A 14479-nucleotide genomic window follows, 5' to 3' on the forward strand; every position below is an offset into this window, starting at 1 on the left:
TCAGGACCGCGCCACGGTGCCGAGCGGGTCGCCGACCGTCGACAACGACCGCAGCTTCTCGTGGCTCGCGCTGCCGGGGACGGCGGTGTAGACGAACAGCAGGTGCGACTGGTCGGGGTCGACCAGGGTCTGGCAGTTCAGCTCCAGCACACCGAGCACGGGATGGACGAGCCGCTTCGTGTCCGGCGGGCGGAGACCGACCTCGTGGCGGTCCCACAGGGTGCGGAACTCCGCGCTGCGTCCGCGCAGGTCCTCGGCCAGCACGGCCGCCCGCGAGCCCGGTCCACGCAGCCCGACGATCCGGCGCAGCCCCGACGCGTACAGCCGCGAGAGGAACGGGTGGTCCTCGGCGGGGTAGAGCCCCCGCGCGGACGGGTCGGTGAACCAGCGGTAGCCGAGGCTGCGCGCCGCTCCGGTGTGGACGGTCGTGTCCCCGGTCAGCGCGACACCCGTCGGTGTCTGCCGCAGGGTCTCGCCCAGCTCGGTGACGATCTCGGCGGGGGTGTCGGCGAGCCGGTCGAGGATGCGCAGCAGGCCCGGCGCGACGTGTGCGCCGTCCGCACCCCGCGCGGGCGGTCGCTGCCCCGCGAGCCGGAACAGGTGGTCCCGCTCGTCGAGGGTCAGGTGCAGGCCCTGCGCCATCGAGACCAGCATCTGCGCCGACGGGTGCGGCCCACGCTCCTGCTCCAGGCGGGCGTAGTAGTCGGCCGACATGTGGCACAGCCCCGCGACCTCCTCGCGGCGCAGCCCCTCGGTGCGACGACGACGCCCGCGGGGCAGCCCGACGTCCTCGGGCTGCAGCACCGAGCGACGGTGCCGCAGGAACTCCGCCAGCCCGGTCCGGTCGACCATGCGCCCCTCCTCCGATCCTGCCGTCCTTCCTACCGTGCGGGCCACGGCCGCAGCCACGGATCGACGATCCGTGGCTACCGGGCCGCTCCCCGGCCAGGCTGGGGCCATGCCACGCATCCCTGACCTCACCCTCCCTGACCTGACCGGGCGCCGCGCCGTCGTCACCGGCGGCAGCGACGGCGTCGGACTCAGCATCGCCGGCCGGCTCGCCGCCGCCGGTGCCGAGGTGGTGCTGCCCGTCCGCAACGTGGCCAAGGGCGCCGCCGCCGCCGACCGCATCCGCGACCGGCACCCCGGCGCGACCGTCTCGCTGCGCGAGCTCGACCTGTCCTCGCTGGCCTCGGTCGCCGCGCTCGGGGAGACCCTGCGGGCCGAGGGACACCCCGTCCACCTGCTGATCAACAACGCCGGTGTCATGACCCCGCCGGAGCGTCGCACCACCGCCGACGGGTTCGAGCTGCAGTTCGGCACCAACCACCTCGGACACGTCGCGCTGGTCGCGCACCTGCTGCCGCTGCTGCGCGCGGGACGGGCCCGGGTCGTCTCCCAGATCAGCGTGGCCGCGGCCCGCGGCACGGTCCGGTGGGACGACCCGGACTCCGAACGCTCCTACGACGGGATGGCCGCCTACCGGCACTCGAAGATCGCGTTCGGGCTGTTCGGCCTGGAGCTGGACCGGCGCAGCCGCGCCGCGGGCTGGGGGATCACCGCGAACCTGTCCCATCCGGGCGTCGCGCCGACCAGTCTGCTCGACGCCCGCCCGGAGCTGGGCCGGGGGCGGCAGTCCCTCGGACGGCGGCTGATCGGCGCGATGTCCCGGGCCGGGCTGCTGGTCGGGACCGCCGACTCGGCGGGTCTGCCCGCGCTGCTGGCCGCGACCGCACCGGACGCCGGGCACGCCGTCCTGTACGGGCCGAAGGGGCCGGGGCGGGTGGGTGGCCCGCCCGCCGAGCAGGAGCTGTACCGGCCGCTGCGCGACGCCGATGCCGCCCGGCGGGTATGGGACCTGTCACAGGAACGGGCCGGCGTCTCGTTCGACGGCGCCGCCACCCCCTGACAGCCCCCCTCGCCGACGCCACCAGGACACCGGCGGACCCCACCGCCGCGGACCGCCCGGCCGGGGATCATGGAGGCGTCGACGTACGGAGGTGCCCAGTGGTGGACCGGTCCCCGCAGGAGCGCGAGATCCTGCTGCACGGACAGCGCGTGAGCTACCGCGAGACCGGCCGCGGCGAGGGCCCGACGGTCCTGCTCGTGCACGGTCTCGCCGCCAGCTCCCGGACCTGGGCGCCGGTGTTCGACGCCCTGGGCGGCGGGCTGCACGTCATCGCCCCGGACCTGCTCGGCCACGGCGCGAGCGAGGCTCCGCGCAGCGGTGACTACTCCCTCGGCGGGTACGCGACCGGTCTGCGGGACCTGCTGGCCGCGCTCGAGGTCGAGCGGGCGACGATCGTCGGGCACTCGTTCGGCGGCGGCGTCGCGATGCAGTTCGCGCACCAGTTCCCCGAGTCCACCGAGCGGGTCGTGCTCGTGTCCTCCGGTGGCCTCGGCCACGACCTGACCCTCGCGCTGCGGGCCGCGAGCCTCCCGGGCACCGAGCTGGTGCTGCGCTCGGCGGCGTCGCTGACCCCGCCGTGGATGCGCCGCGCCGCGCACCGGCTCGCCCACCGCGTCGGTCGCGTCCCGCCCTCGGACATCGACGGGGTGCACACCGCGCTGGAGACCTTCGCCGACCGCGGCACCCGCGGCGCGTTCGTCCAGACCGCGCGCGGGGCACTCGAACCGTCCGGTCAGCGGCTCGACGGCGCACAGCGTCTGCACCTGCTGGAGGAGGTGCCGGTGCTGTTCGTCGGCGGCGACCGGGACCGGGTCATCCCGCTCGCGCACACCCTGGCCGCGCACGACCGGCTCCCCGAGAGCCGGCTGGAGGTGTTCGACGGCACGGGGCACTTCCCGCACGCCGAGCAACCGGCACGGTTCGTGGCGCTGCTGGGTGAGTTCGTCGACGGCACCGCGCCCGCCGGCGTCGACCGCGACTCGCTCCGCCGGCGGATCCTGGGAGTCCCCCGGGCCGGCTGAGACGGGGACGCCGCCGGGGTCACCACCGGTCCCGGTGCACGACCTCGTCCACCGGGATGCGCGGCGCCGGCCGGAAGTCCGTGCCGACGGTGTGCGCGACCGGGATCAGCCCCGCCTGCATCACCGACTCGTGGGGGATGCCGAGCAACGCCGCGACGTCGCGCTCGACGGCCATGGTGCCGGTGGTCAGGACGGTGCCGAGCCCGTGCAGACGGGCGGCGAGCATGAAGCTCCACACCGCGGGGAACAGCGACCCCCACCGCGACGCCTGCCGGTCCGCCCCCAGACCGTCGGTGCGGCCCTCGATGCACGGGATCACCAGAACCGGGACCCGGTGCAGGTTCTCGGACAGGTGCCTCAGCCCGTCCCACACCTTCTCCATCGACCCGGGGCGGACGTGGGCGCGGCGCAGCTGCTCGTCCGACATCGGGCTGTCGCCGCGGCCGATGCCGGCCCGCCAGAGGTCGGCGAGCCGGGCGCGTACCGACGGCTCGGTGACGACGACGAAGTGCCAGTCCTGCTGGTGTCGCCCGCTGGGTGCCTGGGTGGCGATCTCGATGCAGCGCCGCAGCAGGGCGGGGTCGACCGGCCTGTCCAGATCGAGCCGTCGCCGCACCGACCGGGTCGTGGTGAGCAGCTCCTCGGCCGACAGGTCCAGGACGGGGTGGGCGGGCGCCGTCGTGCCGGCCGTGTCGTCATCCATGGCGGGTCTCCTGCTCGGATCGGTGGTCCCCGGCGCGGTGCCGGGTGTCGGGGGCGGTGTGCGGACGGGTCGCGCGGGCGAGGGCCACGGCGACGGCCGCGGCGAGGACGAACACGGCGACCTGGTACGCGCCGGCGCGTCCGAACGACGGCACCGCCCCGGCGGTGTAGGCGGCGCCGCAGAGCGCCACCCCGATCGTCCCGCCCAGCTGCTGGGCGGTGGGCAGCAGCCCGGACACCGTGCCCACCGCCCCGGCCGGGACCTCGGCCAGGACCAGGGCGAAGGCCGAGGCGGTGAACGCCCCGAACGCGATCCCGCCGAGGGCCAGTACGGCCCAGAGCGCCGGACCGGGACGGTCGACCACGACGACGGTCGCACCGCACACCGCGGCGAGCACGAACGAGGCGACGGCGAGCATCGACACGTCCCACCGCCGGGCGAGCGGCTCGGCGAGCGCACTGCCGGCGAGCGCCCCGACGGCGTACGTCGCGATCGTCCCGGCCGTGCCCAGCGGACCGAGCCCGACGGGTCCCTGCAGGTGCAGCGACAGGAGCAGGACGAAGGACGGCACCCCCGCGTTGAACACCAGCACGACCCCGATGCCCAGGCGGGCGGTGGCGGTCCCCAGCGCCGCCGGCTGGACCAGCGGATGCGGTGCGCGACGCTGGTGGACGACCAGCGCCGACAGCAGCCCCACCGCCACCGCGAGCGAGGCCCACGTCCACACCGGCCACCCCTGCTCCCCGCCGAGCGCCAGCGGGAGCACGACGGCGGACAGTCCCGTCACGCTGAGCAGGACCCCGACCCCGTCGAGCGGGACCCGGTCGGCGGCCCCTCCCCCAGTCCGCGGGAGCACCGGCCACCCGACCAGTGCGGCCACGCCCACCGGGACGGTCACGGCCAGGGCCGCACGCCATCCGGCGCCGAACGGATCGAGCTCGAGCAGCATCCCGCCGAGCACCGGGCCGGCCAGCGAGGCGACGGCCATCGTCGCGCCGAACCAGGACATGGCCCGGGCCCGCCGACCGGGAGGCACCGACCGCTGGATGATCGACAGGACCTGGGGGGCGACCATCCCGCTGCCGATGCCCTGTACCAGCCGTGCGACGACGAGGACGCCGGCGTCGGGGGCGAGCGCGCCGGCGGCCGCGGCCGCGGTGAACACCGCGGTCCCGACGACGAACAGGCGACGGTGCCCCCAGCGGTCGCCCAGACGTGCGGCGGTGATCAGGGTGCAGGCGAAGGTCAGGGTGTAACCGGCGGCCACCAGCTGGCCCGCTCCCGCGCCCGCGGCCAGGTCCGCGCGGACGTCGGGCACGACGATCTGCATCACCGTGACGCTCATGAGCTGCACGAACGTGCCCGAGAGCAGGACGGGGAGCGCCAGGCGCCTCATCGCCGGGTGGCGATGTCGGCGAGCAGCCCGCCGAGCTCGTCGGGACGGGTCAGGAAGGGCGAGTGACCGCCGGGAAGCGAGTGCACCGCGAACCGGCGACCGGGCGCGGCCCGGTCGGCCTCGGCGATCATCAGGTCCTGGGTCGCGACGGGAAGGGCGCGGTCGTCGGTGAGCCGGACGTAGCTGCGCGGCACGGTGCCCCACCGTCCGGGGGTGACCGCGAACGGGTCGGACAGGACCGCCGTCGTCTCGTCGGGCTGCAGCAGCGACCGCCATGCGGGCCGCCCGGCCGGCCAGTCGTGCAGGAACGAGGAGCGGATCGCCTCGACCTCGGCCGGGTCGGCGGACAGGGGGTTGATCCGCATCGCGCCGATCCGGTCCGGGTCGCCGATCCGGGGCGCGTGCGTGGCGTGGGCGTTCTCCGGCGCGCCGACGTAGTCGGTGAACCGGGGACGGCCCGCGGGGACGAACGCCGACAGGTACACGACGTGGTCGGCGAGGCCCGGCTCCTGTTCGAGGACGGCGGAGGCGGGCCCGCCCCCGGCGCTGTGGGCGACCAGGACCAGCCGGTCGGTGCGCCGCCGGATGTCCGCGAGCTGCCCCAGCAGGTCCTTCACGACGACGTCGACGGTGAGGTCGGCCAGCCCGGACCGCTCCGTCGTGAGCCCCGGCTGTCCCGGGAGGAGGTAGCCCGACGGGTACGGGGCGTCGAGGCCGTGTCCGGGCATGTCGAGGGCGTGGCTGCTCAGCCCGTGCCGGGCCAGCACCGTCCGCACCGGCCCCCAGTGCAGTGAGGAGTGCCAGGCGCCGTGCAGGAGCACGACGGAGGTGCCGGTGGCGGAGCGACGCGGGGAGGTCTTCGGTTCTGCGGACACGCTCCCACCTCACCGGTACCGGCCGGCGTCATCCACCTCCATATCTCGCGCACCGCAGCGTGATATCTCCGAGCTATCGTGACGCGGGTGGAAGCCACGCCATCTGCGGTACGCGCAGGCCCTGGCCGAGCACCGGCACTTCGGCCGGGCGGCCGCGTCGCTGGGGATCGCGCAGCCGCCGCTGTCCTCGCAGATCGCCGCCCTGGAACGCGAGGTCGGGGAGCGGCTGTTCGACCGCACGCCGAAGGGGGTGTTCCCGACCGCGGCCGGCAGGGCGTTCCTCGCACGCGCCCGGAGCGCGCTCGACGAGATGGGCGGGGCGGTCGTCGACGCGGGGCGGGCGGCACGCGGGGAGACCGGGCGGCTCCGGCTGGGTTTCATCGGGTCGGCGCTGCTCGCACCGCTGCCCGGGGTGCTCGGCCGGTTCCAGCGCGCCCGGCCGGACGTGCGGCTCGAGGCACGCGAGACGGGGACCCCGGCCGGCATCGCGGGGCTGCTCGCGGGCGAGCTCGACGTCGCCGTCGGCCGCGGGGCTCCCCGGGGCGCGGGGGCCGAGGACCTCGTCACGGTGCCGATCGGTACCGACGACCTCGTCGCCGTCGTCGCCGTGGCGCACCCCTTCGCGGGTACGGCGTCCGTCGCCATCGGACAGCTCGCCGCCGAGCGGCTCGTCGTGTCCGGCCGGGCCGACGAACCGGGGGTCGGAGCCTGGCTGCAGACCGTCTTCGCGGACGCGCCGACGGCACTGGACGGTGCCGCGACCGCCCGTGACATCCACACGATCGTCAGCCTGGCCGCGTGCGGCGTCGGTGTGGGGCTGGGACCCTCGCGGATGCGGCTGCTGGCCCGCGACGACGTCCGGTTCTGCGACGTCACCCCGGCGGTCCGCCTCCCCGACCTGCAGCTGTCGTTCCGTGCGTCGGACACCTCGCCCGTCCTCGCGGCCTTCCTCGACGTCGTACGGCTGCACTGCGACGAGGTCGGCTCACGGCTGGACCGCGGCCTCGCCCACCACCCCGGCGTCGGGGTCCGCTGACGACACGGCGGCGGGAGCCGCCGTCGCCCGTGCGCTCCGGACCCGGAGCGCACGGGCCCGCCGGGGTCGCGTCGCGGCCGGCCGGGCCCGGCCACGGGGGTCGTTCCGGCCGGGTCACCCGTGCGGCGGTCGCACGGGCGGGTCCGGTGGCGGCGGCGAGTGAAACCCCCCGTATTGGCGGTCGCGGCGCTCGGCGCCGATCATCTCGCGCCCCTCGCCCTACCGTTCGGACCATCGACGACGGACTCGTCCGATTCGGGTCCGGCCACGGGCACCCGGTCACCCGGACCGGCCCCGGCGCCGACCGCGGCGCCCGTCGTGGGAGAGGACCGCGCATGCACTCGTCCGTAGGAGGTGGGCCGTGGCACGCCAGCCACTGAGGACTCCGCACGGTGCACACCGGGGGTGGTCCTGATGCCCCGCAAGTCCCGCCCGGTCCCTGCCGGACCGCAGTGGCGCACCGCCCCCGGTCTGGGGTCCGGTGCGACCGGGCTGCGGGACCGCCCGGAGACACCGGAGCCCGACGCGCGGACCGACGACCGCGAGGCCGCGGTACGCGCGGCACCGGTCCTCGAGCAGGTCCCGGCCGCCCCTGTCACCGTCACCGACGACGAGCCGGAGCTCGCGCGCCCGCAGCGACGGCTCGACGGCGAGCTCCCCCGGTTCCGTCCGGGCGACACGGTGCACCACGGGGCAGGGACCCGCAACGGAGCATCCGCCCCGCACGGCGGCGCCGGTCCGGAGGTCGCCCCGTCCTCCCGTGACGCCGCATCGCACACCGGAGAACCACACACCGGGACACCGCCGCAGAACGGGGCGTCGGCGCGCAACGGCACCACCCCCCGCCACGACACCTCTCCGCGCAACGGCTCCGCTCCGCGGCACGACACGTCGCGCCACGACACCGCCCCGCACCGCGGCACCGCCGCGTACCAGGGCACCGACGACAGCCGGGCCCTCGTCCGGCGCCCGTCGGCGCGCGAGTCGTTCGCCCGGTCGGTCCGGTCCCTCGAGCCGATCTCCGACCAGGAGGCCGCCGCGTTCGCCGGCCGTTTCGCCGCCGACTTCCAGTCCTTCGACGAGGACGACCCCTCCCACCGGGCGACCGTCCTCCGGCCGCTGCTCGCCGACCCACAGGCCAGTACCTGGGGCTGGTCGGGTCGGGGGCGGCAACGCGCCGAGTCCCCGCTGCCGGGACGCCTGTTCCGCTCCTCGGACACGGTCGTGTTCGTCGAGGTGCTCGTCCGGGCCACCACGTACGCGCGGAGCCTGTCCACGGCCGAGCCCGAGCTGCCGACCGGGGGGTACGACGAGCCGGTCGGGATCGTCGGACCCTCGAGCGTCCCGCCCGAGTCCGATCCACGGTGGGTCGCCGTCGAGGCGAACTGGTTGCGCATGACCGTCCCCATCACCCGCTCCGCCGACGACGGCCGCCTGGTCGTCGATCCCCTCCTGGTCCCCGAGCAGACCGGCTGACAACCGCGAGGTAGCACCACTCATGTCGTCGACACACCACACCACGCCCGGCGGGGCGCCGTCCTGGCTCTCCGACAACAACGGCACCGCACGGGCCAGCGAGCACCCGCCGGCCACGGGCGAGCAGGCCCCGGGCCCGGACGACCCGTCCGGCGGGAAGGACGAGCCGCGGGCGACCGACGCCCCGAAGGCGGCGGACCCCGCCACCGCCGCCCCGGCTGCCCCGGCTGCCCCGGCCGGAGCCTCCACCCCCGGCCGACCGGTGGCGTCCGCCGAGCCGGTCCTCGGCAGGCCGACCGGTCACACCGGTACGGCCCCGGCCACCCGACCGGACCCCACGGCGGGCCGGGCGGCCCTGGGGCGCCCCGGCACCCCCACCCGGCCGAGCACCCCCACGCAGCCGAGCGCTCCGGCGCAGCCCGGCACGCCCGGCCGGCCCGGTACGCCGCCGGCCGCCTCCCGGCCGTCGGAGTCGTCGGCGCCGTCGGGGGCACACCGTCCGGCGGCCCCGGCGAAGGACCGCGGGCGCGCCGGGGCGGACACCGGCCCGGCGTCGGAGGCCGCACCGGCCGCCGAGACCAGGCCGGAGCAGGCCCGCACCCCGTGGGACGAGGGCGACAGCGTGCTGACCAACCTGGTGCGGGTGCGCAGCTCCCCGCCGAAGGAGGGGTGGCGCGCCATCGTCTACCGGGCGACGCGCGGCCGGTGGAACCTGGGGCTGTCGGAGCCGGAGGCGCGGCTGCGCGAGCAGCTGCAGAAGATCCGGACGCCGCTGCCCGGTCCGCACAGCGTGGTCGTGGGGAGCATCAAGGGCGGGATCGGCAAGACCACCGTGTCCTCGTTGCTGGGACTCGCGCTGGCCGAGCACCGGGGCGACCGGGTCATCGCCGTCGACGCGAACCCCGACGCCGGCACCCTCGGCGACCGTCTCGTCGGCGAGGAGCCCGCGTCGAAGACGACCGTGCGTGACCTGCTCGACAACATCGGCCACGTCCGTTCCTCGACCCAGCTCGCCGGCTACACCCACCTGGCAGGGCGCCTGCAGGTCCTGACCAGCGAGCAGGAGCCCGAGCTGTCGGAGATGTTCTCCGCGGGCGACTACGAGTCGGTGCTCCGCCTGCTGGCCCGCTTCTTCGAGGCCATCATCACCGACTCCGGCACCGGTGTCGTGCACTCGGCCATGCAGGGCAGCCTCGCCCACGCCGACTCCCTGGTGATCGTCGGTGCCCCGACCCAGGACGGGGCGTCGCGGGCGTCGCGGACCCTGCAGTGGCTGGCGACCCACGGTTACCGCGAGCTCGCCGAGGACGCCGTCGTCGTGCTGAGCTGCGACCGGCACTCCCCCTACGTAGACGAGTCGGTCGTGCGCGACCACTTCCGTGCGCGCTGCCGCGCGGTCATCGAGCTGCCGGCCGACCAGCACCTGTCGACGGGCGGCCTGATCGACCTCGAGGCCCTGCACCCGGTCACCCGGGACGCGGCGCTGCAGCTCGCGGCCACCGTCGCGGAGGGCTTCCACACCTCACGCGCCCGTGGTCTGTCCTCACACGGGTTCCGCAGCGAGGCCCTGCGGTGAGCGGACCGTCCGCGCTGGTCGTCGCGGCGGTGTCGGCCCTCACCGCGTCGCTGGTCGCGGTCGGTCCCGCCCCCGCAGCACCGCCGCCCGGAGTCGAGTGCTCCTGGCGGATCACCGCGTCCCACGTGCTCGCGGAGCTCGACGGTGACACCTCCGAACGGGCCGAGGACCTCCGCCAGGCGCTGCTCGACGTCGGCGCCGGTGAGCCGGGATTCGTCCCGGCGGGCTGCTACGACAGCCCCGGGGACACCGGGGAGACCGGGGGCTCCGGCTCCGGCTCCGGCTCCGGCTCCGACGACACGGGATCCGGCGGCACCGGCTCCGGCGACACGGGCTCGGATGACACCGGCTCCGACGACACCGGCTCCGGTGGCTCGGGCGACTCCGGGAACACCGGCGACTCGGGCTCCGGGAACAGCGGCTCGGGAGACACCGTCTCCGGGACCACCGGCTCGGGAAACACCGGCTCGGGGAACACCGGCGACTCCGCCGGGTCCACCGACCCGGCCGCACCCGCCGGCGGCTCGGGCCCGGACGGGCAGTGCACCACCACCGCGGCGAGCCGCTACGGGTGGGGGGCGCCCGCCCAGGAGGACCAGTTCGAGGGCACCGCGGTGTCCGACGGCTGGACCATGTACGACGGCCCCGGGCACGGCGGCAACGGGCGGCGGACCCCGGACGCGATCAGCGTCGCGGACGGCCAGCTGACCATCACCGGCTCCGAGAACGGCGACGCCGGAGGCATGGCCTGGACCGGCTCCCAGCAGTTCGGCCGGTGGGAGGGCTGCGTCCGTTCCCCGGCCCCGGCGGCGTCGAGCCTGCACACGTTGCTCCTGCTGTGGCCCTCGGCCGAGAACTGGCCGGTCGGCGGCGAGGTCGACTTCATGGAGATCTCCGACGGCGCCCGCCAGAAGGTCGAGGGGTTCCTGCACTACGGCGAGGACAACTCCCAGACCCACGGCTCGGTCGAGGTCGACGCGTCGCAGTGGCACGCGTTCGCCGTCGAGTGGACCCCGGAGCAGATCACCTACCTCGTCGACGGCGAACCGTGGTTCACCGACTCCGACCCGTCGCACAACCCTCCCGGTCCGATGCACCTGACCATCCAACTCGACTACTTCGGTGGTGACGCCTCCGGTGGCGCCGAGATGAACGTGGACTGGGTCCGGCAGTGGCCGATGGAGGGCGCGGGCCTCGACGTCGACATCGACGCCGGCGGTGTGGGTGTCGAGCTCGGCGTCGGCACCGGGGGCGGGACCTCCAGCACCGGATCGGACCGCGGTTCCGGCGAGGACGCGCGTCGCGGTGCGGAGGACGGCGCCGGGGACGAGGACTCCGGGGACGACGGCTCCCGGGACGGTGACTCCGGAGGCGGTGACTCCGGGGACGGGTCCCGGAGCAGGAGCTCCGGGAACGACTCCGACGACGAGTCCGGCGGTGGCGGGCGTGCCGGCTCCTGAGACGAGACCGGTCCACCGGGGAGGGGCGGAGCATCATGCGGCGGTCGCGTAAGCCCTACTGGGCCGAGCACGTGCCCCGCCGGTGGGACAGCACCGCGTTGCGTCGCTCGTCGGTCGCCGTGCTCACCACCGGCACGCTGCTCGGGCTCACCGCGGTCGCCGTCGGTACGTCGACCGACGCACCTCCGGCGACCGGGGAGGCGTGCGCGGGCCCGACCCGCGACCAGGCCCGCGCGTTGCTGGCCGACGTGGCGACGGTCGACGACCCCCGGGCCCAGGAGCTCGCCCGGGAGCTGGCCGGGCTGGGGCTGACCCCCGCCACCCGGCCCGCCGGGTGGCAGCAGATGGCCGTCGACGTCTCCGACCGGCTCAACGGCACCACCGACCCGCAGCTGCACGCCGTCGCCGTACGGCTCGCCGCGGCCGGGTACGGCCCCACCCCGCACGGGCTGCTGCGCCCGCCCGCCGACGACGGGTCCTCCGCGGACGTGGTGCTGCCGGACGGCTGTCTCGACCGGGTCGCGACCAGCAGCCGGGAGCCCGAGCCGCCCGGGGCCGACGGGGCCGCCGCGACCGGGGTGCTCGGCGATCTCGTCGGGGCGCTCACGTCCAGCTCCGACGAGGAGGCCGGAACCCTCACCGACGCCATCTCCGGTGCGCTCGACGCGGCGGACGCACTCCCGGCCGAACAGATCATCGACCTGCAGTTCGACCCGGCCGACCTGGAGGCCGCACCGGAGCCCGCCGTCGCCGACACCCCGGACCGGGCCTGGGCGGACGGCGCGCGCACCCTGGCCCGGCAGGTCGACGCCGCAGCGGCCACCGACCCGCTGGCGGCCGAGCTCGCCGACACCCTCGACCGGCTCGCGCTCACCCCGATCCCGGACCCGACGGCGCCGGGCCCGTCGGACCCGGCGACCGGGGCGGACGCCCCAGGATCCGCGGCGGGCTGGGAGGCCGGAGCCGCACAGCTGGCCGAGCAGGCGACGGCGGCCGCCGGTGTGGACCCGCTCGCCCGTGTGCTGTCCGAACGGCTGTCCGCCGCCGGCTTCCTGGCCCCGGACACCGATCCGAGCGGCACCGACGACGACTCCGGGGCCGACTCGGCGTCCGACACCGACTCGGCGACCGACTCGGCGACCGACCCGGCGACCGACACCGACTCGGCGACCGACCCGGCGACCGACACCGACTCGGCGACCGACTCCGACCGTAGCGGTGGCTCCGGGCCCGACGACGGCTCCGAGCCCGAGACCGGCTCCGCGACCGGGAACGGCTCCGACGGCGATGCCGGAACCGACATCGCCACCGACTTCGGCACCAGCAGCGACGGCGTCTCCGGCGGCGGCACCGGCACGAGCAGCGGCACCGGCACGAGCAGCGGCACCGGCACGAGCAGCGGCACCGGCACGAGCAGCGGCTCCGACACGAGCGGCGGCTCCGACACCGGTGGCGACTCCGCCGACGGATCGGTCACGACCCCGCAGGAGGCCGCCGGGGCCCCCGGCGGGACCGGCAGCGCGTCCACCCCGGCGCCCGGGGCCGCCCGCGCGGACGCTGCCGCGCCCTGGGAGACCGGCGCCGCACTGCTGGTCGACGAGGTCACGGCGGCCGCCGGGACGGACCCGCTGGCCCGCGAGCTCGCGGACCGGCTGACCGAGGCCGGCTTCGGCTCGGGACGGGGCCGGGTCGCGGACGCGACCTGGGACCGGCTCGCGGAGTGCGAGAGCGGCGGGGACTGGACCATCGACACCGGCAACGGCTACTCCGGCGGCCTGCAGTTCGCCCCCGCCACCTGGGAGGCGTTCGGCGGCCGGGGATCCGCGCACGAGGCGAGCCGCACCGAGCAGATCGCCGTCGCGGAGAAGGTCCTGGCCCGGCAGGGCTGGGAGGCCTGGCCCGCCTGCTCCGCCCAGCTCGGTCTCCGCGGCACCGACGCACCGTCGAGCACGTCCACGGACCGACCCGCACCCACCCCTGAGGAGGGCCGATGACGACCTCGGCCGAGCGCCGTCACCAGCCGGCGGCACCGCGCACGCCCTACGAGTTCAACCACCTGATCGGATCGGTGGCGCGCTCCCGCGCGGGCGAGCTCGAGGTCTCCGACGTGGAGGCGATCGTGGACGTCGTGGGCGCCGCCGCCACCGTGGAGGACGGCGACCGGGACCCGCTGAGGCTCGCCGAGGACCTCGGCGCCGCCGTCGGGGCGGTGCGCGACCGGAGCCGCACCGTCCTGCCCGACACCCGCTCGGTGTCGTGGTCACCGTTCGGGGCACTCGTCCCGGTGCTGGCCGGGTCGGCCGGGGCCGGTGCGTCCTCGATCGCCGTCGCGATCACCGACGCCCTGCAGCAGGAGCAGCGCTGCACGCTGCTCGTCGACGCCGACGATCCCGCCCGGTCCGGGCTGACCTGCGCGTCCACCCAGGACGGGCCGTGGACCAGGGAGATCTCCGACCAGCTCGCGGTGCGCTACAGCTGGCGGGACGACGCGCTGGTCGCACGCCTGTCCACCGACCTCCCCGCGATCACCCCCGGCATGGTGCCCGCGCCGCCGGACTGGCTCCCCGACCCGGCACCCGACCCGCTGCACGCCACCGTCGTCGACCTCGGTCACGGCGGCTGGCGGGCGGCGGCGACCCCGCTCTACGGGGCGGGCGGGTGGCTGCGCCGGGGCCTGCCGGCCCAGCGTCCGATCCTCGTCGTGCGCGCGACCCGCCCCTCGCTGCGCCAGGCCGAGCAGCTGCTCGCCCGGCTCCAGCCGTGGGTGGACCGCGGACTCGCCACACCCGTGCACCAGCTCGTCGTCAACGGGGCGCGCCGGTGGCCCACCGGGGTCGCGGGGGCCGCGGGGAGCAGGGTCGAGGCGCTGCTCGACGACGCCCTGTTCGTCCCGCACCAGGCCGGCTGGGAGCTCGCCGGCATCACCGACGACGCCGTACCGACGCGCGTCGTCGACGCCCTCCGGCCGTTGCTGGCCGCGTGGGGCCTCATCCCGTCGCCCCGACGCCGCTGACCGCCCGCCCGTC

General features: G+C 76.2%; 12 protein-coding genes. 8 read left to right on the forward strand and 4 right to left on the reverse strand.

Annotated elements, in window-relative coordinates; all coding sequences use genetic code 11:
• Entirely contained in the window at positions 1-852 is an 852-nt protein-coding gene (locus KPF47_RS20740) for a helix-turn-helix transcriptional regulator (protein WP_224390399.1), read from the reverse strand.
• Between the two features lie 106 nt (positions 853-958).
• Between KPF47_RS20740 and KPF47_RS20745 the strand changes: the two genes are divergently transcribed.
• A complete protein-coding gene (locus KPF47_RS20745) occupies positions 959-1909 on the forward strand; it encodes an SDR family oxidoreductase (protein ID WP_224390401.1) in 951 nt (316 codons plus the stop codon).
• A 98-nt stretch (positions 1910-2007) separates the two neighbouring features.
• Positions 2008-2931, forward strand: a complete 924-nt coding sequence (locus KPF47_RS20750) for an alpha/beta fold hydrolase (RefSeq protein WP_224390403.1) — start codon at positions 2008-2010, stop codon at positions 2929-2931.
• Positions 2932-2950: 19 nt separating this feature from the next.
• Here the strand turns inward: KPF47_RS20750 and KPF47_RS20755 are convergent, their stop codons facing one another.
• From KPF47_RS20755 to KPF47_RS20765, 3 genes are read right to left on the reverse strand one after another with little or no spacing between them, the layout of a single operon-like run.
• Entirely contained in the window at positions 2951-3634 is a 684-nt protein-coding gene (locus KPF47_RS20755; protein WP_224390405.1) for a nitroreductase family protein, read from the reverse strand.
• The gene (locus KPF47_RS20760) at positions 3627-5030 is read right to left on the reverse strand and encodes an MFS transporter (RefSeq protein WP_224390406.1); all 1404 of its coding nucleotides are present in this window, start codon (positions 5028-5030) and stop codon (positions 3627-3629) included. The genes KPF47_RS20755 and KPF47_RS20760 overlap by 8 nt, the downstream gene beginning before the upstream one ends.
• Entirely contained in the window at positions 5027-5905 is an 879-nt protein-coding gene (locus KPF47_RS20765) for an alpha/beta hydrolase (protein ID WP_224390407.1), read from the reverse strand. The genes KPF47_RS20760 and KPF47_RS20765 overlap by 4 nt, the downstream gene beginning before the upstream one ends.
• 103 nt (positions 5906-6008) lie before the next feature.
• On the opposite strand from KPF47_RS20765, the gene KPF47_RS20770 reads away from it, so the two are divergent.
• The 6 genes from KPF47_RS20770 (at position 6009) to KPF47_RS20795 (ending at position 14466) form a co-directional block, all read left to right on the forward strand.
• The gene (locus KPF47_RS20770; RefSeq protein WP_224390913.1) at positions 6009-6941 is read left to right on the forward strand and encodes a LysR family transcriptional regulator; all 933 of its coding nucleotides are present in this window, start codon (positions 6009-6011) and stop codon (positions 6939-6941) included.
• A gap of 414 nt (positions 6942-7355) precedes the next feature.
• Positions 7356-8417: a hypothetical protein gene (locus KPF47_RS20775; protein ID WP_224390408.1), complete on the forward strand. Its 1062-nt coding sequence runs from the start codon at positions 7356-7358 to the stop codon at positions 8415-8417.
• 22 nt (positions 8418-8439) lie between these two features.
• A complete protein-coding gene (locus KPF47_RS20780) occupies positions 8440-9993 on the forward strand; it encodes a MinD/ParA family protein (protein WP_224390409.1) in 1554 nt (517 codons plus the stop codon).
• A complete protein-coding gene (locus tag KPF47_RS40290) occupies positions 9990-11453 on the forward strand; it encodes a family 16 glycosylhydrolase (protein ID WP_224390410.1) in 1464 nt (487 codons plus the stop codon). The genes KPF47_RS20780 and KPF47_RS40290 overlap by 4 nt, the downstream gene beginning before the upstream one ends.
• Before the next feature lie 35 nt (positions 11454-11488).
• On the forward strand, positions 11489-13447 hold the full coding sequence (locus KPF47_RS40295) for a transglycosylase family protein (RefSeq protein WP_308015446.1): 1959 nt from the start codon (positions 11489-11491) through the stop codon (positions 13445-13447).
• Complete coding sequence (locus KPF47_RS20795) at positions 13444-14466, forward strand: hypothetical protein (protein WP_224390411.1); 1023 nt, start codon at positions 13444-13446, stop codon at positions 14464-14466. Before KPF47_RS40295 ends, KPF47_RS20795 begins: the two co-directional genes overlap by 4 nt.
• Positions 14467-14479 lie beyond the last annotated feature (13 nt).

The organism is Pseudonocardia sp. ICBG1293 (genome assembly GCF_020131355.1).
Lineage (GTDB): Bacteria > Actinomycetota > Actinomycetes > Mycobacteriales > Pseudonocardiaceae > Pseudonocardia.